Annotated in this window: 21 protein-coding genes; 6 read left to right on the top strand and 15 right to left on the bottom strand. The window is 74.2% G+C overall.

All coding sequences use genetic code 11. From position 1 onward, the window contains the following. Window positions 1-7 precede the first annotated feature (7 nt). The 5 genes from GA0070603_RS10230 to GA0070603_RS10210 form a co-directional block, all read right to left on the bottom strand. On the bottom strand, window positions 8-763 hold the full coding sequence (locus GA0070603_RS10230) for an alpha/beta fold hydrolase (RefSeq protein WP_091310813.1): 756 nt from the start codon (window positions 761-763) through the stop codon (window positions 8-10). A 156-nt stretch (window positions 764-919) separates the two neighbouring features. Continuing rightward, the gene (locus GA0070603_RS10225; RefSeq protein ID WP_091310810.1) at window positions 920-2,992 is read right to left on the bottom strand and encodes a phosphocholine-specific phospholipase C; all 2,073 of its coding nucleotides are present in this window, start codon (window positions 2,990-2,992) and stop codon (window positions 920-922) included. A 209-nt stretch (window positions 2,993-3,201) separates the two neighbouring features. Beyond that, window positions 3,202-3,660, bottom strand: a complete 459-nt coding sequence (locus GA0070603_RS10220; protein ID WP_091310807.1) for a DUF5709 domain-containing protein — start codon at window positions 3,658-3,660, stop codon at window positions 3,202-3,204. Between the two features lie 76 nt (window positions 3,661-3,736). Beyond that, window positions 3,737-4,477 (bottom strand): hypothetical protein, encoded by a 741-nt coding sequence (locus GA0070603_RS10215; protein ID WP_091310805.1) that lies wholly within the window; start codon window positions 4,475-4,477, stop codon window positions 3,737-3,739. After that, window positions 4,474-4,977, bottom strand: coding sequence for a SigE family RNA polymerase sigma factor (locus GA0070603_RS10210; RefSeq protein WP_091310802.1), 504 nt, complete (start codon window positions 4,975-4,977; stop codon window positions 4,474-4,476). Before GA0070603_RS10210 ends, GA0070603_RS10215 begins: the two co-directional genes overlap by 4 nt. 137 nt (window positions 4,978-5,114) lie before the next feature. Between GA0070603_RS10210 and GA0070603_RS10205 the strand changes: the two genes are divergently transcribed. Genes GA0070603_RS10205 through GA0070603_RS10195 form a run of 3 tightly spaced genes read left to right on the top strand, consistent with a single transcriptional unit; the run spans window position 5,115 to window position 9,088 of the window. Next, window positions 5,115-5,891: a DUF3152 domain-containing protein gene (locus tag GA0070603_RS10205; protein ID WP_091310798.1), complete on the top strand. Its 777-nt coding sequence runs from the start codon at window positions 5,115-5,117 to the stop codon at window positions 5,889-5,891. A 58-nt stretch (window positions 5,892-5,949) separates the two neighbouring features. Beyond that, window positions 5,950-7,608 carry an NAD(P)/FAD-dependent oxidoreductase gene (locus GA0070603_RS10200; protein ID WP_091310794.1) on the top strand — a complete coding sequence of 553 codons (1,659 nt, stop codon included), beginning with the start codon at window positions 5,950-5,952 and terminating at the stop codon, window positions 7,606-7,608. A 55-nt stretch (window positions 7,609-7,663) separates the two neighbouring features. Next, window positions 7,664-9,088, top strand: coding sequence for an ATP-binding protein (locus tag GA0070603_RS10195; protein WP_091310790.1), 1,425 nt, complete (start codon window positions 7,664-7,666; stop codon window positions 9,086-9,088). A gap of 9 nt (window positions 9,089-9,097) precedes the next feature. Here the strand turns inward: GA0070603_RS10195 and GA0070603_RS10190 are convergent, their stop codons facing one another. From GA0070603_RS10190 to GA0070603_RS10165, 7 genes are all read right to left on the bottom strand, one after another. After that, window positions 9,098-9,925 carry a DUF72 domain-containing protein gene (locus GA0070603_RS10190; protein WP_208863020.1) on the bottom strand — a complete coding sequence of 276 codons (828 nt, stop codon included), beginning with the start codon at window positions 9,923-9,925 and terminating at the stop codon, window positions 9,098-9,100. A gap of 141 nt (window positions 9,926-10,066) precedes the next feature. Continuing rightward, a complete protein-coding gene (locus GA0070603_RS10185; protein ID WP_167544530.1) occupies window positions 10,067-11,059 on the bottom strand; it encodes a GGDEF domain-containing protein in 993 nt (330 codons plus the stop codon). 266 nt (window positions 11,060-11,325) lie between these two features. Further along, on the bottom strand, window positions 11,326-11,457 hold the full coding sequence (locus GA0070603_RS32365) for a hypothetical protein (protein ID WP_279627487.1): 132 nt from the start codon (window positions 11,455-11,457) through the stop codon (window positions 11,326-11,328). A 112-nt stretch (window positions 11,458-11,569) separates the two neighbouring features. Continuing rightward, the gene (locus GA0070603_RS10180) at window positions 11,570-12,070 is read right to left on the bottom strand and encodes a DUF421 domain-containing protein (RefSeq protein WP_091310779.1); all 501 of its coding nucleotides are present in this window, start codon (window positions 12,068-12,070) and stop codon (window positions 11,570-11,572) included. After that, window positions 12,067-13,122, bottom strand: a complete 1,056-nt coding sequence (locus tag GA0070603_RS10175) for an ATP-dependent DNA ligase (RefSeq protein ID WP_244282476.1) — start codon at window positions 13,120-13,122, stop codon at window positions 12,067-12,069. The genes GA0070603_RS10180 and GA0070603_RS10175 overlap by 4 nt, the downstream gene beginning before the upstream one ends. Window positions 13,123-13,296: 174 nt before the next feature. Next, window positions 13,297-13,917, bottom strand: a complete 621-nt coding sequence (prfH, locus tag GA0070603_RS10170) for a peptide chain release factor H (protein WP_091310775.1) — start codon at window positions 13,915-13,917, stop codon at window positions 13,297-13,299. Next, window positions 13,914-15,095, bottom strand: coding sequence for an RNA ligase RtcB family protein (locus GA0070603_RS10165; RefSeq protein ID WP_091310771.1), 1,182 nt, complete (start codon window positions 15,093-15,095; stop codon window positions 13,914-13,916). Before GA0070603_RS10165 ends, prfH begins: the two co-directional genes overlap by 4 nt. Window positions 15,096-15,310: 215 nt before the next feature. Between GA0070603_RS10165 and GA0070603_RS10160 the strand changes: the two genes are divergently transcribed. Then, complete coding sequence (locus tag GA0070603_RS10160) at window positions 15,311-16,870, top strand: PP2C family protein-serine/threonine phosphatase (RefSeq protein ID WP_091310768.1); 1,560 nt, start codon at window positions 15,311-15,313, stop codon at window positions 16,868-16,870. A 6-nt stretch (window positions 16,871-16,876) separates the two neighbouring features. Here GA0070603_RS10160 and GA0070603_RS10155 read toward each other — a convergent pair whose 3' ends face one another. Continuing rightward, entirely contained in the window at window positions 16,877-17,266 is a 390-nt protein-coding gene (locus GA0070603_RS10155; RefSeq protein ID WP_244282475.1) for an ATP-binding protein, read from the bottom strand. A gap of 39 nt (window positions 17,267-17,305) precedes the next feature. Further along, window positions 17,306-17,650, bottom strand: a complete 345-nt coding sequence (locus GA0070603_RS10150; protein ID WP_341864931.1) for an STAS domain-containing protein — start codon at window positions 17,648-17,650, stop codon at window positions 17,306-17,308. 160 nt (window positions 17,651-17,810) lie between these two features. Here GA0070603_RS10150 and GA0070603_RS10145 point away from each other — a divergent pair, with 160 nt between their 5' ends. Both GA0070603_RS10145 and GA0070603_RS10140 read left to right on the top strand, forming a co-directional pair. Then, a complete protein-coding gene (locus tag GA0070603_RS10145; protein WP_091310761.1) occupies window positions 17,811-18,569 on the top strand; it encodes a peptidylprolyl isomerase in 759 nt (252 codons plus the stop codon). 349 nt (window positions 18,570-18,918) lie between these two features. Beyond that, window positions 18,919-19,788: a hypothetical protein gene (locus GA0070603_RS10140; protein WP_091310758.1), complete on the top strand. Its 870-nt coding sequence runs from the start codon at window positions 18,919-18,921 to the stop codon at window positions 19,786-19,788. A 64-nt stretch (window positions 19,789-19,852) separates the two neighbouring features. Here the strand turns inward: GA0070603_RS10140 and GA0070603_RS10135 are convergent, their stop codons facing one another. Further along, window positions 19,853-20,419, bottom strand: a complete 567-nt coding sequence (locus GA0070603_RS10135) for a snapalysin family zinc-dependent metalloprotease (RefSeq protein ID WP_091310755.1) — start codon at window positions 20,417-20,419, stop codon at window positions 19,853-19,855. Window positions 20,420-21,092: the final 673 nt, after the last annotated feature.

Genomic DNA, 21,092 nt, shown 5'->3' with positions numbered 1-21,092 from the left:
CCCGGCGTCACCGCCCGAGGAACTCCTCGACCACCGTGACCAGCCGCACCGGGGTCTCGTACATGGCGTAGTGCCCCGCGTTGGCGAGGACCTCGAGCCGGGCGTTGGGGTAGTGGCGCAGCCACGTCTCGCGCATCGTGTCGGCGCCCAGCGCGGGGTCGTGCTCGCCGACCACTGCCAGCGCCGGCACCGGGTTGCCCTTCACCTCGTCGGTGAAGTCGGTGCGCGCCCACGCCGTGAGGTACGCGCCGAACGCCTCCGGGGTGGAGTGCGCCAGGGAGAACCGGACCATCTCGTCCAGCCAGCGACCGGAGAGCCGGTTGCCGGTGGTGAGGTCGATGATCGCGCGCCGGTTCGCCGGGTTGCCGGCCGCGCCGTCGAACAGGGTCCAGCCCTGCAGGTCGAACGGCACGCCGCCGGCCGGGACCGGGCTGATCCCGACGAGGCGGTCCACCCGACCCGGGGCGTCGGCGAGGACCCGCTGGGCGGCGCTGCCGCCCATCGAGTGCCCGACGACCGAGAAGGTGTCCCAGCCGAGGGAGTCGACGAGCGCCAGGGCGTCGCGGGAGATCTCGGCGATGGTGTGCTCGCCGGCGACGCCGGTACGCGCCCCGTACCCCCGGTAGTCCAGGAACGCCCAGGTGAAGCGCTCGACGTCGACCAGCTCCGGCAGCCAGCCCCAGCCCCGCGCCGACCCGAACCAGCCGTGCAGGGCCAGCACCCGGTGCGGCCCGTGACCGACGCTGAGGTGGCTGATCGTCATGTCGGGGTTCCCTTCCGCCGGTTCGGTGTGGCGACAGTGAACGACCTGCCGGCCGTGCGGGGAACACCGGCGTCGGAAAGGCGACGCAGCGCGCCGGCGCCCGGGGTGACCGTCCCGCCCCGGACCGGGGACGGGACGGTCACCTCGGGGGTGGGATCAGACCAGGCCGCCCATGGCCGGGTCGCTGATGCTGGGCCTGCCGTTCTCGACGTGACCGGCGTACCGGGCCGTGAAGGCGGCGTCGGCGGAGAGCGTGACCGTCAGGTCGTACCAGCCGTGCGCCCGCGACACGGACCACGACGGGGAGGTCGTCTCGCCCGGCTTGAGCGACAGCCTGGTCCGCCGCGACGTGTAGCGGTCGGCGACGGTCACCTCGACCCGCTTCGCGCCCCGGTTCACCAGGGTCAGGCCGACCTCGTGGTCGCGCTCGTCGTACCGGGCCCGGACGTCGACACCGGCGCCCGCGCCACCGGTGAAGCGGCGGAAGAAGCCGTTCGGGCCGTGCACCTCCAGGTCGTAGCCGGCCGTGGCGTCCCAGGTGTCGCTCACCTGCCGGCCCGGCTCGACGGTGTACGTGCGGGGCGGCTGCGCCGGATCGGCCGAACGCACCTGGAAGACGCCGGTGGCGCCCCCGGTGTTGCGGAAGTCCAGGTGGAACGACGTGCCGGCGGCCCGCCCGTCCACGTGCAGGGTGTACGGGATGGGCCGCGCGGGCCGTACCCCGCGCTCCTGGCCGGGCAGGCGCGGGTCGGCCGGCGGCACCGGCGCCTCGTCGGGCTGCCGGGTGAGGTCGACCGGCTTGAGGTCCGCGGTGTCCGGCAGCGTCACCCGCGGCGAGGCGTTCGGGGTGCGGAAGTCGAACGCGCTGGTCAGGTCGCCCACCACCGCCCGACGCCACGGCGTGATGTTGGACTCGACCAGGTCGGGGTTGCCCTTCGCGAACCGGGCCTCCAGGAAGCGGATCAGCGACGTGTGGTCGAACACCTGCGAGTTGACCCAGCCGCCCCGGGTCCACGGCGAGACGACGATCATCGGCACCCGGACGCCGAGGCCGTACGGCCCGGCGGCGCGCCGACCGTCGCCGGGGAAGATCTCGTTGGTCGTGGGCACCGTGGACAGGCCCTCGGCGCGGCTCTGCGGCGGCGTCGGCGGGACCAGGTGGTCGAAGAAGCCGCCTTCCTCGTCGTACGTGATGAAGAGGGCCATCCTGCTCCACACCTCGGGGTGGCCGGCCAGGATGTCGACGACCTGCGACATGTACCAGGCGCCGTAGTCGGGGCCCCAGTTCGGGTGCTCGCTGTAGGCCTCCGGCGCGACGATCCAGGACACCTGCGGCAGCGTCCCGTTCGCCACGTCCCGCCGGAAGTCGGCCAGCAGCGCCTCCGGGGAGCGGTCCCGCGTCACGATCTCGGTGCCGGTCTTCGCCCGGTCCGCCAGCGGCGTGCCGGGGCGGGCGTTCTGGTACTGGTGGAAGTAGAGCAGTGAGTTGTCCCCGTAGTTGCCGATGAACGGGTCACCGGTCCAACCCCAGTAGCCCTCGGCGGTCAGCCCCAGGCCGACGTCCTGGTAGACCTTCCAGGAGACGCCGGCGCGCTCCAGCCGCTCCGGGTACGTCGACCAGTCGTAGCCCGCCTCGGCGTTGTCGATGACCGGGCCGCCGCCCCTGCCGTCGTTGCCGACCCAGCCGGTCCACATGTGGTAGCGGTTGGGGTCGGTCGAGGCCAGCACCGAGCAGTGGTAGTTGTCGCAGACGGTGAAGGCGTCGGCCAGGGCGAAGTGGTACGGCAGGTCGCCGCGCGTGTGGTGGGTCATGGTGACCACGCCCTTGTTGGGCACCCACCGGTCGTACCGGCCGCCGTTCCAGGCGCCGTGGGTGTCGGCCCAGCCGTGCGGCGGGTCGGGCAGGAAGGTCTGCCCGAGGTCCGGCACCTCGGGCCGGAAGGGCAGCAGGTCGGCGGCGCCGTTCGGCTGGTGCCAGACGCTCCGGCCGGAGGGCAGCGTCACCGGGTGCGGGTCGGCGAAGCCCCGGACGCCACGCATCGTGCCGAAGAAGTGGTCGAAGGAACGGTTCTCCTGCATGAGGAAGATGACGTGCTCGACGTCCTCGATGGAACCGGTCCGGTTGTTCGCCGGGATGGCGAGGGCCTTGCTGAAGTCCACCGGCAGGGCGGCTGCCGCCACCGGAGCGCTCATCATCTTCAGGAATTTCCGACGGTCGACACTTGCCATGACAGAGCACCACCTGACTGACGCCGAACGATTGGCGGATGCACGCTATGGGCGGCAGGTGGACCTGACGTGTCGGGAACGCGAGCGTTGCGCCAACGCCTGTCGAGCCGTCGACCAGTGCGGCCGCCATCGCGGGCGCCGCTCCGGTCCCGGTGCTCTCCCCGGGACCGGCGCTCACGCCCACCCGCGACGCGGCGGACGGCGGCGTGTCAGCGCAGCGGGCCGTCTCCCGGGCCGTTCGGGTCGTCGACCAGGTGCATGGCGGCCTCCTCGGCGCTGGCCCCGCCGCCGTCGACGCCGGCGTCCCAGGCGACCGAGTCCGCCTGCTCGTCCTCACCGAAGCCCGCGTCGTCGGCTACCAGCCGCCCCGTCCGCGCCTCCCGCTCGTAGCCCCGGCGGGTCAGCTCGTCCTCGTCGTCGGCCACCTCGGCGTACGGGTCGAGGTCCGGCTCCTCCTGGGCGAGCAGCTGGGCGAGGGACTCGCCGGCCCGCTCCTCGGCGGCGGTGGTGCCGAACCGGTTCGCCGCCGTCCAGTGGTCCGCGGCGACGATGCCGGTGTCGAGCGGGTCGCCCACCCGGTCGTCGTCGAGGGTGTCCGAGGCGTCCAGGACGCCGTCGTCCTCGGCCACGTTCCACTCGTCGAAGTCGGTCCGCTCGGTCTGGCTCATGGCGATTCCTCCCTGGTCAACACCCTGCCACCCCAGCCTAGAACCGCGCCCCGGAGCGGCGACCACCGCGGGTGGGTCACAGCTTCCGGCCCCGGGCGTCGCGGGCGACGATCCCGTCCAGCGGTGTCCCCGGGGCGAGCACACCCGGGTCGAACCAGAAGATCACCAGTCGGGGGTCCTCGCTCCAGCGGGCCAGCCGGGCCTCGACGTGGCGGCCGTCGACGGTGCCGACGATCCGCGCGGCCGGCCCCACGAAGTACCCGAAGGTGGGTACGGGGGCGTCGGTGGGCACCCGTTGCTGGTCGTAGCCGATCTGGTGGAATCCCGGCCGGCGGTCGCTGCCCTCGACGTCGTTCACCAGGTAGTCGGTGGTCAGCTCGCCGGTGGGGGAGCGCCGGCCGGCGACCAGGCCGAGCGTCACACCCGGTAGCTCGGGCACGTCGACCGGAACCAGGTAGAACACCCGCTCGTCGGCGCCGTACCGGATGCCGCTGCCCACCACGGCGCCGACCGGCCGGACCGGGGGGCCGGTCGGGCCGGGGGTCGGGGTGGGGCTGGGGCGGGCGGTCGCCGTCGAGGCGGCGGCGGGCGCGGTGCCGCCCGGCCCGGGCGGCTCGGCGGGACGCGTCCGTGCGACGGCGCCGCCGACGCCGATCAACACGACGGCCACCACCGCCGCCACCGCGCCGGTCCCGGCGACCCGCCGGCGGCGGCGCACCCGCCGGCCCTCCCGCATGATCCCGGCCAGGTCGAGGCCGGTCCGGTCGGCGTGCTCGGTCGCCCGCATGGCCCGGCGCAGCTCGTCCACCTCGTTCATCGGCGCGTCCCCTGCGGCTCCGGCGCGGTGAGGCCCGCGGCGCGCAGCTTCTCCAGGGCGCGGGAACCGGTGCTCTTGACGGTCCCCACCGAGACGTCGAGTTCGCGGGCCACCTGGGCCTCCGGAAGGTCGAAGTAGTGGCGCAGGACGACGACGGCCCGCTCGCGGGCGGTGAGCGTGCCGAGGATGGCGAGCAGCCAGCGCCGGGTGGCCACCTCGTCGGCCACGTCCCCGCCACGCTGCTCCGGGAGGTCCTCCGTGGGGTACTCCCGGATCGGCCGCCGCCACGTGTCCACGAGGTGGTTCACCAGCACCGACCGGGCGTAGCCGTAGGCGTCGCCGTTGCGGATCCGGGACCACGACGCGTAGGTGCGGACCAGCGCGGTCTGTGCCGCGTCCTCGGCCTGGTGGTGGTTGCCCGTCATCAGGAAGGCGGCGTGCACCAGCCGCGCGGACGCCGCCGTGGCGAACTCGACGAACTCGGCGTCACCCCGGGCCATGTCCGCCCTCTCCACATCTCACAGGGGTCAGGACGGGTGAGGCGGGGAAAAGGTTGAGTCCCCGCCGGATCAACTTCGGCACCGGGTCACCCGTCCTCCTCCCCGCGCACGACCGGAGGCGGCGAGGGGAGACGGGGATGACGACGACCGGGGGCCGGGCTCGCGGTGGCGGGACGATGCTACTGCTGGCCGCGCTGCTGGCCGGCTGCGCGCCGCCCGCGGCCGGCCGGCCCGCCAACCCGGCCGCCGGCCCGGTCGCCACCGCGCCGGCCGCGGGGCCCGTCCGGCCACGCCCGGTCCGGATCAGCTATCCGGCGGACGGCGGCAACCAGTGGCGGTTCGCCGCCGCCGGGCCGGCCGCCCCGAGGGGTACAGGCCGGCTGCTGCGCTACCGGGTCGCGGTGGAGCGCGACATCCACGGGGTGCCGCCTGCCGACTTCGCCGCGGAGGTCACCCGCACCCTGACCGACCCGCAGGGATGGACGGCGGGCGGGACGCTCGCCCTGCGCCGGGTCGGGCGGGACCAGCCGGCCGACTTCACCGTCTACCTCGCCACCCCCGGCACCCGCGACGAGCTGTGCGGGGACGCGCCGGACGGCTACACCTCCTGCCGCCGCGGCGACCGGGTGGTGCTCAACGTCGCCCGCTGGGCCGACGGCGTGCCGGGCTACGGCGCGAGCCTCGCCACCTACCGCCGGTACATGGTCAACCACGAGGTCGGCCACCGGCTCGGCCACGGGCACGAGCGGTGCCCCGGGCGGGGCCGGCCGGCGCCGGTGATGCAGCAGCAGACCCTGGGCCTGCACGGCTGCACCCCGAACGCGCTGCCGTACCCGCACGGCCGGCGGTACGCGGGACCACCCGGGGCGTACGCCGATCCGGTGCCGCCGCGCGAGGGCGGCCGGTCCGGCTGAGTGGGCCGGGGACGGCGCGTGGTGGGTGCCGGGCGGTGAGAGTGCTTTAGTAGACGCCATGCCCAACCCCGCGATCCTCACCGTCGACGACGACCCGGCCGTCTCCCGGGCGGTCGCCCGCGACATCCGGCGCCGCTACGGCGACCGCTACCGGGTGGTGCGGGCCGACTCCGCCGAGGCGGCGCTGGACGCGCTGCGCGAGCTGAAGCTGCGCGGCGAGCAGGTGGCGGTGCTGATCGCCGACTACCGGATGCCGCAGATGAACGGCATCGAGTTCCTCGAGGCCGCCATGGACCTCTTCCCCGCCGCGCGCCGGGTCCTGCTGACCGCGTACGCCGACACCGACGCCGCGATCAACGCGATAAACGTGGTCGACCTCGACCACTACCTGCTCAAGCCGTGGCACCCGCCGGAGGAGAAGCTCTACCCGGTGCTCGACCAGCTGCTGGAGGCGTGGACGGCCACCGCCGCCACGGCCACCCCCGAGCTGCGCGTGGTCGGGCACCGCTGGTCCGCCCCGTCGTTCAAGGCGCGGGACTTCCTGGCCCGCAACCTGGTGCCGTTCCGCTGGGTGCTCGCCGACGAGCCGGAGGGCGCCGAGCTGCTGACGGCGGCCGGGGTGACCGCGAACGACGTACCCCTGGTGGTGACGGCCGACGGCAAGTCGCTGGTGCAGCCGACGACTGCCGACCTGGCCGCGCAGGTCGGGCTGGCCACGACGCCGGCCGCGGACTTCTACGACCTGGTGGTGGTCGGCGCCGGCCCGGCCGGGCTCGGCGCGGCCGTCTACGGCGCCTCGGAGGGGCTGCGGACCGTGCTGATCGAGCGGCGGGCCACCGGCGGCCAGGCCGGGCAGAGCAGCCGGATCGAGAACTACCTCGGTTTCCCCGACGGCGTGTCCGGCCTGCAGCTGACGGACCGGGCCCGCCGGCAGGCGCTGCGGTTCGGCGCCGAACTGCTCAGCGCCCGCGAGGTGGTGTCCCTGGAGGACGCGGGCGGGGCGCGGGTGCTCCGGTTCGCCGACGGCAGCAGCGTCGCCGCGCACACGGTGGTGCTCGCCACCGGCGTCTCCTACCGGATGCTGCCCGCGCCGGGGCTGGCCGAGCTGACCGGCCGGGGCTGCTTCTACGGCTCGGTGGCCAGCGAGGCGCCGAGCTGCAAGGGGGAGGACGTCTACATCGTCGGCGGGGCGAACTCGGCCGGCCAGGCCGCCGTGCACTTCTCCCGGTACGCCCGCCGGGTGCACCTGCTGATCCGCGGCGACGACCTGACCCGGTCGATGTCCAGCTACCTGATCGACCAGATCGCCCGGATCGACACCATCGAGGTCCACCCGCGCACCGAGGTGGTCGGCGGCGCCGGCCAGGAGCACCTGGAAGAGGTGACCCTGCGCGACACCCGCACCGGCGAGACCCGGCGCGTCGACACTTCCTGGCTCTTCGTGTTCATCGGCGCGGAGCCGCACACCGACTGGCTCGACGGCGCGGTCGCCCGGGACGGCCGGGGCTTCGTCCTCACCGGGCCGGACCTGACCCGCGGGGGCCGCCGGCCGGCCGGCTGGGCGCTGCCGCGCGACCCGTACCACCTGGAGTCCAGCATGCCGGGCGTCTTCGCCGCCGGTGACGTGCGGGCCGAGTCGGTGAAGCGGGTGGCCTCGGCCGTGGGCGAGGGCGCCATGGCGGTCTCGCTGGTGCACCGCTACCTGGAGGCACAGTGAGCGCGAGGAGTGAGCCGGGTTTGCGAGCCCCGCAGTCGCGAACCAGGGAGGCACAGTGACAACGGACAGCGATCGGCTCACCCCGGACGAGCTGCGGCGCCTCTTCCTCTTCGAGTCGCTCACCCCGGAGCAGCTCGCGCACCTGGCCGAGCACGGCCGGGTGGAGCGACGCCGCGCCGGCGAGGCGGTCTACGTCGAGGGCGAGCCGGCGAGCTGCTTCTACGTGCTGCTCGACGGCACCGTCACCCTGCACCGCCGGGTGCAGGGTGACGAGGTCGAGATCAGCCGGACCAGCCAGCCCGGCGTCTACGGCGGCGCCATGCAGGCGTACGTGGGCGACCTGGCCGAGCAGCGCTACCTGAACAGCCTCTTCGCGGTGACCGACTGCGCCGTCTTCGCGCTGCCCGCCCAGATCATCGCCGACGCGATGCGCAGCTGGTTCCCGATGGCCACCCACCTGCTGGAGGGCCTGTTCGTCGGGATGCGCAACACCCAGACCATCGTCGGCGAGCGGGAGCGGCTGCTGGCCCTGGGCGCCCTCTCGGCCGGCCTCACCCACGAGCTCAACAATCCGGCGGCGGCCGCGGTGCGGGCCACCTCGGCGCTGCGCGGCCGGGTCGCGAAGATGCGGCACAAGCTCGCCATGATCGCCGACGGCCGGCTCGACGGCCGGCGCCTGCACGACCTCGTGGCGTTGCAGGAGGAGGCCGTGAAGCGGGCCGCCGCCGCGCCCGCCCTCACGCCCCTGGCGGCCAGCGACGCCGAGGACGAGCTGGCCGACTGGCTCGACGACCACGGCGTCCGGGGCGCCTGGGAGCTGGCCCCGACGCTTGTCGCCGGGGGCATCGACAGCGGCTGGCTCGGTCAGGTCGACGCCGCGGTCGGCGCCGACGACCTGGAGTCGGCGATCCACTGGATCACGTACACCATCGACACCGAGCTGCTGATGGGCGAGATCGACGACGCCGTCACCCGGGTCTCCGGGCTGGTCGGCGCCGCGAAGCAGTACTCCCAGCTGGACCGCGCGCCCTACCAGACCGTCGACGTGCACGACCTGCTGGACGCCACACTGGTCATGCTCCAGGCGAAGATCCCGGCGGGTGTGCGGGTGGTGAAGGAGTACGACCGGGCCCTGCCGCCGGTGCCCGCGTACGCCGCCGAGCTGAACCAGGTCTGGACCAACCTCATCGACAACGCGCTCGGCGCCATGGCGGGCACCGGCACGCTGACCATCCGGACCGGCCGGAAGGAGGACCGGCTGATCGTGGAGGTCCGCGACACCGGCGCCGGCGTCCCGCCGGAGATCCGGCCGCGGATCTTCGAGCCGTTCTTCACCACGAAGCCCGTCGGCGAGGGCACCGGCCTCGGGCTGGACATCTCCTACCGCATCGTGGTCAACAAGCACCACGGCGACATCCGGGTGCAGTCCGAACCCGGCGACACCCGGTTCGTCGTGCTGCTGCCGCTGGCGCCGGCCTGACCGGTCGCCTCAGAACAGCGTCGTCGGGGCGGCCGGCGCCGGCTCGGGCAGCGGCGCGACCTCGGGCAGGCGTGCCCGGACCTGGTCGTGGAAGCGGCGGGCGAGGTCGGGCGCGTCGGCGTTGTCCGGGGTGTGCACGAACACCGTCGGCGAGCGGCCCTCGCGCAGCCAGCCGGTCACCACATCGAGCCACGGCTGCCAGCCCTCGACCGTCCGCGCCGGGTCGTCCCGGCCCAGGTAGCGGACGATCGGCCGGTCGGTCAGCGCCCGGGTCCGCAGCGGCAAACGCGGCTTCTTCAGCCACGCCTCCCGTTCCGCGTCGCTCGTCGGCGGGGTACGGAAGAACGCGGTGGTGTCGAAGGGGATCCACTCCGCGCCGGCCCGGTCGAGCGTCTCCTCCAGTGCGCGTGCCGCGCCGGGGTCGGTGAAGAACGCGGGGTGGCGGACCTCGACGGCGTACCGGTGGGTGGTGGGCAGGCCGCGCAGGAAGCGGGCCAGCGTGGGCACGTCGCCGGGGCCGAACGAGCCCGGCAGCTGCACCCAGAGGGCGTGCGCCCGCGGGCCGAGGGGTTCGACGGCGTCCAGGAAGGCCCGCAGCTCCGCGTCGGCCCCGGTGAGCCGGCGCTCGTGCGTGACGACCTTCGGCAGCTTCGGCACGAAGCGGAAGTCGGGACCGGTCTGCGCGGCCCACGACGCCACCGTCTCCCGCACCGGGGTCGCGTAGAAGGTGGTGTTCCCCTCGACCGCCGTGCACCACTCGGCGTAGGCGCGCAGCCGCTCGTGGGCCGGCAGCGGATGTGCCAGGAACCGCCCCTGCCAGGACCTGTGCGTCCACATGGCGCAGCCCACGTGCAGGCGCATCCGACCCTCCCACCGCTCGACCGCCCCGGCGCGGCCACCCGCGCCGCGGCAACGGTATCCGGCCCCGTGCCGTCCGCCGGGTTCGACCGGTCCGCCGGCGGCAGGAGGGAACCCCGCTCAGCCGCGCCCGGTGCCGTCGGCGAGGAGCCGGCCCGCGGTCCGGCGGCGTTGCTGCTTGACCAGGTAGAGCCGCTGGTCGGCGACGTGCAGCAGCCGGTCGAGGCTGTCGCCGTCGTAGGGGGCGGTGGCCGAGCCGACGCTGACGCCGGCCAGCCCCCGGACCGCCGCCTCGATCCTGGCCGCCGCGGCGCGCGCCGAGTCCCGGTCGGCGTCGCCGAGCACCACCACGAACTCGTCGCCGCCGATCCGGGCCACGGCGTCCTCGGCCCGCAGCACGTTCCGGGTCGTCGCCACCACCCGGCGGAGCAGGTCGTCGCCGGCGGCGTGGCCGAGGCGGTCGTTGACCAGCTTGAAGTCGTCCAGGTCGAGGCAGAGCAGGGACGGGCCGGGGCGGCAGCCGGTGTGGAACAGGAACGTCGCCAGTTCGGCCAGGCCACGCCGGTTCAGGGCGCCGGTGAGCGGGTCCAGGGACGCCAGGGCGCGCAGCTGGGACCGCTGCCGGGCGAGGGTCCGGGTCTGCGTGGAGCAGACCGAGACGAGAACCAGCATGCCGGCCAGGTACACGAACACGTGACCGGCGGGCGCCGGCGGGCCGGCGACGGCCACGACGACGTACGACCCGACGGTGAGCACCTCCAGCCCCACCATGAGCCGCAGGTGCGGGGTGTAGCCGGCCACGAACACGGCCGTGGTCACGAATCCGAGCGCCGCCGGTGAGGTGACCCCGCCGTCCCAGTGCGCGCCGAGCGCCGCGACCACCAGCGTGATCATCAGGAGGGTGAACGAGACCCGGTAGCCGGACGCCTTCGTGGTCACGCGGGTCGCCGCCCAGAACCCCACGACGCCGGCGGCCAGGCCGCAGCCGTACGCCGTGAGCATGAGCCCCCGGTTCGGCCCGGTGAGCGTCATGAGGCAGTAGACGACGGCGACCGCGTGGGAGACGGCGTGCAGGGCCGCGCTGATCAGCGTGCGGCGGCGGCGCTCCCTCATCCCGCCGTCCATCGTGCCCCCGGCCGTCGGCCGCGCGCGCCGGTGCGGGCGCGACGTCGCCCGGCCGGCGCACCCGCGCCGACCGCCGATGTGGACGCCACTCGGATGAGGCAGCTCGCCACGTCGAAATTGAATGGCGTGCATCAACCGGCCGTCAAGAGACAGGCCGTTAACCACCTGTTCATATGACGCAGGGGAGCGCCCAGGTCACCCTGGGCTGACGGCCGGGTGCCGGCGCCGGTGGCGCCGGCACCCGGCCGTGGCCGTCACCGCTTGGCGTGTTCCTTGGCCATCTGCGGCTTCTCACCCTTGCCGACCCGCCGCAGCGCGTCGCGCAACTGCTGCTCGGTCATCTTGGAGTTCCCCTCGATGCCCGCGTTGTGGGCCTGCTGCCGCATTTCATGCAACCGATCACGGTCACCCATGTCGTGCTCCCTCCGTGGGCTGGCGCGGGCGGCTCCGCGCGCCACTCCGACGTCGCCTTCCCGAGCCGGCCGGCAGCAAACGGCCTCAGCTCCGGTCGCGCCCGCCCTCGCGGGGGATCACGCTGAACTGGCCCTGGGACTCCATCCGGACCTCCTTGACGTCGCCGAGGTGCTCGACGCCCCGCTGCCGGAGCTGGCTGTACAGCTCCTCGTCGGTGACCAGCTCGCGCCGCATGTTGCGGCGCAGGACGCGGCCGTCGCGCACCAGCACCAGCGACCCCGGCTGGACGATCCGGGCGACGGCGGGCCAGCGGTACGCCAGCAGGTCGAGCAGGTACGCCCAGCCGATGATCACCGCGACCAGCAGCACGCCGTCCGTTATGGACGTGTAGTCGTTCGACATGCCGTTCTGCGCGGCGTCGGCGATCAGCACGATGACCAGCAGGTCGGTGACGCCGGTGCTGCCGCTCTCCCGCTTCAGCAGCACCCGCAGGAGGAAGAACAGCACCAGGTAGATCACGCTGCCCCGGAGCGCGATCTCCCACAGCGGCGTGTCGGGGACGAGCAGCCTCTGCCAGTCGCTCACCCGGTGCGCCTACCCGGTCGGCCCGTGCCTACACCGCCCGTCCCGCCGGCCGCCCCGTCACCGCCCAGCGCCTCCGGTCCGTCGGTGAGCACGGGCAGGTCGTCGGCGGCCAGGTCGAGCCGGGGCCGCAGGTGCCGGACGCGGTGCCGCCAGCGCCCGTGCTCGTACGCCGTGTCGGCCTCCACCTCGACGACGAGGTCGTGACGCACCGGCGTGTACGGCAGCGGCGGCGCCGGGTTCAGCTGGCCGGTCCATCCGCCGGGCAGCGGTTCCGGCCAGGGGTGGCCCTGCGCGGCGGCCGGCCGGAGCAGCCCGGCGAGCTCGCGGCGCTGTCGCCGGTGCAGCGGGTGGGTCCGCCCCAGGTAGCGCAGGCGTCCCCGGTCGTCGCACCGGCCGACGAGGAGCGTGTCCGGATCGGTCACCGGGCCCGTGACGCCGCCGACGAGGGTCTCCACGGTGCGGTGCGCGCGTACCTTCTGCCAGCCGCGACGCCCCGGCTCGTACCGGCCGTCGCGCCGCTTGACGACGATCCCCTCAACGCCGGCCTCGGTCCACGTCCGGAGCCACTCCCGGGCCTCGGAGAGGTCCCCGGTCTGCGGGCACAGGACGAGTCCCGGGGGCGCACCGTCGAGCAGCCGCGCCAGCCGGTCCCGCCGGCCGGTCAGCGGGAGGTCCAGCAGCGGCTCCCCGCCCGGGCCGCTGAGCAGGTCGAAGGCCACGAAGTGCGCGGGATGCTGCTCGGCCAGCGCGGCGAGTCCACGCCCGGCGGTCACCCGCCGCTGGAGCAGCGCGAAGTCGGTGCGGCCCTCCGCCCACACGATCAGCTCGCCGTCGAGCACCGTGCCGGCGGGCAGAAACCGCAGCGTCGCGGTGACGTCGGGGAAGTAGCCGGTGAGGTCCCGGCCGGCCCGGGACTGCAGCCGCACCCCGGCCGCGTCGCGGAACGCGAGGGTCCGCCACCCGTCCCACTTCGGCTCGTACGCCAGGTCCGGGCCGGTGGGCAGTTCCGCCACCGGCGCGGCGAGCATCGGGGTGAGCGGTGGTCGCAGCATGGGGTCTCCGTGGCTCGCCCGGCGGTCAGCCCGGGCGAGGGGCCCCTGTGAGGGCCCCTGGTCGGCTCCGGCGCGGTTACCCGGGCAGCCGCCCGCCGAACGTCCGCCACCGCCGAAGGCTTGGCGCCGACGCACCACCCGGGACGCCGGCGCCGAAACCACCCGGAGCGCGGGTCACCCGAGGGTTCGTGGGCGTTCGACCCGGACGGGGTCGCCGCGGACCAGGTCGTCGTGCACCCGCCAGCGGCCGGCGGTGAGGGCGCGCCGGGTCGCCTCGTCGGCCTGCGCGATCCGCCGGCGCAGCAGGTCGACGGCGATCCTGCGGTTCAGGCTGAACTGCCGCTCGGTGTCGACCACCACCACCGTGCCCGAGGGGCGGTGGGTGGCCCGCACCGCCGTGCTGGCCTTGTTCCGGTGCTGACCGCCCGGTCCGCCGGTGCGGACGGCCACCACCTCGACGTCCCGTTCGGCGAACGTCGAGACCGGGGCGTCCACCTGGCACGGCCGGGCGGTCACGTACCAGTTCCGGCGCCCGTTGCCGGCCCGGTACGGGCTGCGCGCCTGCCAGCAGAGGGTGCCGGTCCAGCCCACGGCGAACGCCGCGGCGTCGGCGCCGGAGATCCGGACCAGCGCCGACCGGAAGGTGCCGGGCCGGTCACCGGGCACGGTCTCGACCCGACTGGTGGTCAGCCCCCGCCGGCCGGCGTCGGCCTCCAGGCGGGGCAGCAGCATGCCCAGCGCCCAGGCGCACTCCTGCGGGCCCCGCCCGGCGGAGAGGAACAGGTGGACGCTCACGGACGGCCCCGCCCGCGCCGGTTGTCCCGGCGCCCGGACCGGGGGCCGAGGTCGGGCGTCTTGTACGTGACCAGCGGGACCGTGGTGGCCACCGGTGTGGCCAGGTCGTGCGCGGCCAGGTCGCCGATCACCTGCTCGATGCGCTTGTAGGCGGTGGGCGCCTCCTCGAAGAGCAACTGGCGCTCGCCGCACACCACGACCGAGCCCAGCGGGGTGCGGCGCAGCTCCTCGACGGTGTGCTTGGCGCGGCCGCGGCGCAGCGCGTCGGCGCGGGACATCTTGCGGCCCGCGCCGTGCGCCACCGAGTGGTTGGCCGCCGGACCGGCGTGCGCGGCCACCAGGTAGGAGGGGGTGCCCCGGGTGCCGGCGACGAGCACGTCCCGGCCGTCTCCGGGGGCCGCGCCCTTGCGGTGCAGGTAGTGCCCGTCCCGGACCTCGACCAGGTTGTGGCACTGGTCGACGATCGGCGCGGTGGGCTCCGCACCCAGGGCGTGCGCGACCCGGGCGGCCAGCAGCCGCCGGTTGAGCGAACCCCACCGCACGGCGGCGTCGTGCCGGGCCAGGTAGGCGGCCGGGTCGGGGGCGGGGCCGGCGCCGTGCGCCTCCGTGTGCGCCCGCAGGATCCGCTCGCCCAGGCCGCGGGAGCCGCTGTGCACCACGAGGACCAGGTCGCCGGCGTCGAGCCCGAGCCGGCTCGCATGCTCCGGCGCGAGGACGGTGCCGACCCGGGCCAGCTCGACGAAGTGGTTGCCCCGTCCCACCGTGCCGAGACCGTCGAGGTGGCCGGCGGGGATGTCGCCGGTCACGACGGCCCAGGCTGGGTCGTCCGCGTCCCGCTTCGGGTCCAGCGCCCGGTCCAGGTCGGGGAACCGGGCGGCCAGCCGCTCGGGTACGGCGCGCCGGAGCGCGATGGGGAACACGGCGATGCCGCAGCCGATGTCGGAGCCGACCAGGAACGGGTAGAGCGCTGTCGACGTCATGGCGGCGCCGATCGGGGCGCCCTTGCCGGGGTGGAGGTCGGGCATGCCGGCGACGTGGACCATGCCGGGGAGGGCGGCGACCTGCCGGCACTGGTCGAGGGCGGCGGACTCGATCCAGCTGCCGGGGGAGGCGAAGACGGAGACGGTGGCCGGGGTGGACGGCGGCAGGGACTCCCGCCGGGAGGGGTGCGCGGACAAGGACGCTCGTTTCTCGCGAAGGAGGAAAGGCGGACGGCGGGGCGGCGCGGCTCGTGGCGCGCGCGGCCCGGGAGCTTCGGGTGCGGTCCGTCAGAACGTCATGGACACAACCTGCCGGAGTCCACGACGGGCGGCAACCGACTTTCGCCGGAACGCTCCCGAGCCGACCGCACTCGGATCCACCGCGGCGCACCGGAGATGACTACGCTGCCGGCATGGCAGAGGAGGCCGTGTCGCGCGCGCCCGCGGAGGTGGCGTCCCGGTCGATCGCCGACCCCATGGTGGCGGCGGTCCGGCAGGTGCTGGCGGCGATCCCCGCGGGCTGCACGTGGCTGCTGCCGGTGCGGGCGCCGGACGGCGCGGTCGTGGACTTCCTGGTCGCCGCCGCGAGCGCCCAGGGGCGGGACGTCCACGGCCGGGGCGCCGAACGCGTCGGCCAGCGGCTCAGCGCGCTGTATCCCGGCATGGTCGCCGGCCCGCTGTGGCAGGCGTACCACGAGGTGCTGGCCACCGGGGAGCCCGCCCACCTGCCCGACTTCCGGTACGCCGGGCACGGCGCGGGTGTCGTCACCGACTCGGTATTCGACGTGACCGTGTACCGGGTGCTGGACGGGCTGCTGGTCTGGTGGCAGCGGCTGGACGAGCACCGCCGGCGGCTGGCGCGTACCGAGCTGCTCGGCAGCCTCGGCTGGGCCGAGTACGACCTGGTCACCGGCCGCAGCGACTGGTCCCCGGGGATGTACCGCATCTTCGAGCGGGACCCGGCGCTCGGACCGATGTCCCGGGCCGACCAGGCCGCCGCGCTCCTCCCCGACGACCACGGCCTGCGCGAGACCGCCTGGCAGACGCTCGACAGCGGCGCCGCGTCGGACGTGACCGTGCGGTTCCGTGCCGGCCGGACCGTCAAGTACCTGCGGATCCTGTCGGACGTGGCCCGCGACGAGGGCGGCGCGCCGGTGAAGATCTATGCGGTGGTCCAGGACGTGACCGCCCGGGAGAGGTCGCGCAGCGCCATCGAGCAGCTCAGCGACCAGTTGCGGACCCGGGAGACGACCGCGCTGGCCGAGCACCGCCTCGCCGCCCAGCTTCAGAACCTCATCCAACCGGTGCCGCGCGAGCCGCTGTCCCTGGCCGGCCTGGAGGTGCTGGTCGGCTACCTGCCGGCGGAGAGCGCGCTGCGGGTCGGCGGCGACTGGTACCACGCCGAGACGTTGCCGGACGGGTCGGTCGTCCTGGCGGTCGGCGACGTCGCGGGGCACGGGCTGGAGGCGGCCAGTGGGATGGCCCACCTGCGCTTCGCGCTCGTCGCGTGGCTCTCGATCGGCATCCGCGAACCCGCGGCGCTGCTCGGGCACATGAACCGGCTCTGCGGCCAGTTGGCCATCACGGGCACCGCCGTGATCGCGGTCTTCGACCCGGCCACCCGGCGGCTGGCCTGGGCCCGGGCCGGGCACCCGCTGCCGATGCTGTCCCGGGCGGGCGCGACCGGTGACCTCGGCCGGCCCGCCGGGATGCTGCTGGGCGCCGACCCCGCGACCCGCTACCCGGTGGTCACCACCGAGCTGCGCGGCGACGACGTGCTGCTGCTCTACACCGACGGGCTGGTGGAACGCCGCGCCGGCAACCCCGAGGACGAGCTGGCGGCGGTGCGGTCGGCCCTGTCGGCGCTCTCCGGTCAGCCCGGGGCACGCCCGCTGGCACGGCTGCGCGAGGCGCTGCACCGGCCCAGCCCGGACGACGACACCTGCACCCTGGCCGTCCGCGTGCTGCCCTGACCGTCCTCAGAGGTCGAACCGGACACGCACCACCGTCCCGGCCGGACCCGGCCGGACGTCGACCTCGTCGCAGAACGCCGCCACGATGGCCAGCCCTCGGCCCCGCACGGCGTCGGGCGGGGGCATCCGGCGGGCCGTCGGGCGCGGCCCGCCCCGGTCCACGACGTCACAGCACAGCTGCCCGGCCTCGACCCACACCCGGACCGAGCCGCCACCGTCGGTGTGCTGGAGGGTGTTGGTGGTCAGCTCGCTCACCACCAGCGCGAGCAGGTCGACCCGGGCGGCGGGCAGCCCGCCGGCCAGCGCGCGGGCCGAGACGAACGCGCGCACGGCGGACAGGTCCGCCGCGTGGTCGTAGGGCATGGTGTCGGGCGGGACGGTGGGGTGGTCAGCCACGGGCCTTCTCCCCGGCGGGCGGCACGTCTCCCGGCGCCGTCACGAGCCGGCCCCGTCGGGATGCCGCAGCAGGTCGCCGACGCCGGTGAGCTCCAGCAGGGCGGCCACCGCCCCCTCGGCGTTGACCAGGTAGAGCCGCCCGTCCGCCGCCCGCGCCCGGTGGTGCGCGGCCACCAGCGCGTGGATGCCGGTGGAGTCGAGGAACTCGACCGCGGCCAGGTCGACCACGACGACGGGAGCGCCGTCCACGGCGGCCAGCAGCGTGCCGGTCAGCCGCTCGCGGGCGGCGAGGTCGCACTCGCCGGCCAGCCGGATCACCGTGCGTCCCGCCTCGCGGGAGGTCCTCGCCCGGAAGGACGCCATGGGCAGCCCACGCTTTCTCACCTGAGGCACCGGCTCGGTCGCATCATCATGTCACCTTCCGGGGCGCCGACGGCAACGCGCGCGCCCGGGGCCTTGCGCACGCGTCGACCGTCATCGACATCCGGTCAGCGCCTCCATAGACTCCGGTCTTTCTGGTACCACGAGTCCAGGGAGGACCCACGTGTCGAGCGAAACCCGACCGCACGCCGTACCGCCGTTGCTCGCCCGCCTCGCCGGGGTGGCGACGATCTCCGCCGCGCTGGTCGCCACCGGCGGCGTTGCCGCGTCCGCGGCGCCGGCCGCCGACCCGGCGCCCACGAAGGGCCCGTGCGCGTACACGCCGACGCCGGACGAGCCGGCCGCCCGGCCGGTGCCGCTGCCGCCGGATCCCCGCCACACGCCCGACCGGGGGACGGTCCGGGTCACGCTGCGGACCAACCAGGGGCCGATCGGGCTGACCCTCGACCGCGAGCAGGCCCCGTGCACCGTGCAGAGTTTCCTGCACCTGGCCCGGCACCGGTTCTACGACCGGACCCCCTGCCACCGGCTCACCGCGTACCCGACGCTGAAGGTGCTCCAGTGTGGTGACCCGTCCGGCACCGGCGAGGGCGGGCCGGGTTACCGGTACGCCGACGAGCTGCCGACCGACCTTCCGCCGGCGCCGACCGACCCGACCGGGGTCCGCCGCCTCTACGCCCGGGGCACCCTGGCCATGGCGAACGCCGGCCCGGACACCAACGGCAGCCAGTTCTTCCTGGTCCAGTCCGACTCGGCGCTGCGCCCCAACTACACGGTGTTCGGCACCATCGACGAGGCCGGGCTGGCCACGCTGGACCGGATCGCGGCGGGTGGCATCGCCGCCACGCCCGAGGACCCGGCACCGGTCGACGGCGCGCCGGCCCTGCCGGTGGAGATCTGCAAGGCCACCCGGGGCCGCTGAGCCACCTCCCGGCGGGGCGGTGCGCCGCCCCGCCGGGAGCCCGCGGTGGGACGCCTCCCATTGATCGGAGGTGATGTCCGTCACGTTGGCGGCCGCGCGACCCAGGGGCGTCGCAACGGCTCCCCGGGCGGCCGAATCCCGCGCCAGCACGCTGATCCGGCCGGTCGGCCGGGCTCGGAGCGGTCGTCGGTGCCCGCCGGGTCCATCACGGACGGATGGGCGGGCCGCCACGCACCGTGTCGCCCGCGGGCCCGGTGCCGCTCGTCGACCGGCGGTGGAATTTGCGCCGCTCACTACCCTGTCCGTGATCCATTGCCGGGGTACCCGTCGACAGCGATAAGGGCGTCAGATGACCAACAGTTACCCCCCGTACGGGGGGCAGCCGGACCCGAACTACGGGGGGCAGCAGCCCGGCCCGCAGGTCAACCCCCAGTGGGGGCAGCCCGCCCAGCCCGGGGCGTACCCCGGCTACGGCCAGCCCGGTCAGCCCCCGCAGTTCGGCGCTCCGGTACCGCCGCCGAAGTCGAACAAGGGCCTGATCATCGGGCTCTCCGCCGGCGCCGCGGTGGTCCTGCTGGCGCTCTGCGGCGGCGGTGTCGGCCTCTTCCTGGCGGCCGGCGACGACAAGCCGGACCCGGTGGCGTCGAGCGGCAGCAACCCGGCCGGCCCGACCGCGGGACCGTCCGCCGGAGGAGCGGAGTCGGAGACGCCGGAGCCGTCGAACAACAACGCCGTGACGGCCCGCTACTCCAGTGACATGTCCTCGGTCTGCGACGGCAGCCCGATCCTCAACGCCGCTCCGTACACCGCGGGCTCCCCGGCCAAGGCGTACACGTTCGCGAACTCGCCCGACCGGCCGTCGTACTGGTCGTCCAAGTCGATCAGCTCGGCCAAGCCGTACTACAGCAAGAGCGCCGACTTCGAGTCGGTCGCGGTGGTCGGCTGCCTGAAGGTCGTGGAGGGCAGCGAGGGTACGCCCAAGAAGTGCGACTACAAGAACAGCGACGGGAAGATCGTCACAGTCTCCTACGTCTCCTCGCGCTACGCGCTGACCTTCTACGCGGCGAAGACCGGCGAGAAGATCGGCGACGGCGGCACGGTGAACGCGCCGGCGAACCGGTGCCCGAGCTTCATCTCGTACAACAAGCTCACCATGAAGTCGTACGCCTCCCCCGACAGCGGCACCATCGAGGCCGCGCTGGACAAGTTCCTGTCCTGAACCGGGATCGCCCGGCCGGGTCGGCGTCTCCGCCGGTCCGGCCGGGCTTCGTCGTTTCCGCCGGTCAGCGCTGGGCGCCCGCCGCGACGGGTGCCGGCCAGCTGCCGGTGAAGACCTGCGACGTCACCTCGCTGCGGGCGGCGAAGCCGAACAGCGAGTCGACCCGGGCGGCCTCGGTGGAGCTCGGGTACGGGTTGGTGCAGCTGGTGCCGGCGCTGCCGCCGGACATCAGGATGGCGCAGTTGCCGTTGTAGTTGTCGGGCAGGCCGAGGATGTGCCCGATCTCGTGCGTCATGATGCGCAGCGGCGAGTACTGCTGCGCCTGGTAGTAGTCGATGACCACGCGGCCGTTGCCGAGGCTCGTGCGCTGGGCGTACGAGCCGCCGCCGTAGGTGTAGTAGATCATCAGGTTCGAGCCGCACTGCGCCATGTTGATGTTGTTGGTGGCGTTGTTCCAGATCGAGGCGGCCTGCACGGCGTAGCTCGCGAACGGCCCGGCCTGGCTGGTGTTGTAGCAGACGTTGCGGACGGCTGCGGCGGCCGGCGCCGCGTCGACGGTGACGGCGCCCAGCGCCGCCAGCGCCGCGGTGGCGACGGTGGCGAGGAACCGGGTGACCTTGGGCAGACGCATCGCTCACTCTCCTTGTGGGACGGGGTCGAGCGGGGACCGGCCCAGCCTATATATCGGTCTACATCGATATCAAGCATTGATTGGGGCCGGCCCCGAGGGCCCGGTGGGCCGCGTGGTGATGTGACACCGGTCTCATCCGGGCGCCCGGTCGGTGTCAGGTAGTCGACCGGACGGGCCGGCCGGTTGGCGGAGGTCGACCCGGCCGTCCGGGCGCTCAACTGCTGCAACGATGTAATCGATCGGTGGAATTGCCGCCGGTCATTGGGCTCGCCGTTGTCCGACCACTCCTTGATCGTCGTCTACCTGACACGCTGTGGTTTGCGGAATTACCGTCCGTCGTTGCAGAATGAGCCGTGGCCGCAGCCGGCGGGGGGATCCGCTGTGGCCGACAGACTTAATGATCGTAAAGGTCCTGGGGAGTGGAAAAATGATCTGTGGCTGGCGGTCATAGCGGGCCGAACCCGACATAGGGTGCCCGAGATCGCGTCCGGACAGGTCGCTTCCGTGATCAACGTAGGCCGGAGGAATGTGTCGCCGTGGCGGCCGTTCCCATTTCGCCGTGCGTTGTGAATGGAAGTGAATTGACAGATCCGGTCATCATCAAGTCCGATCCTCATTGCTTTGATGCGGCTTAACCTGCGCTAAGTCGGGCTGTCACCAGCCCGTTTCCAGC

Source organism: Micromonospora chersina (genome assembly GCF_900091475.1).
Taxonomy (GTDB): domain Bacteria; phylum Actinomycetota; class Actinomycetes; order Mycobacteriales; family Micromonosporaceae; genus Micromonospora; species Micromonospora chersina.
The sequence above is the reverse complement of the archived record's forward strand: the minus strand, read 5'-3'. Positions and strand labels throughout refer to the sequence as shown.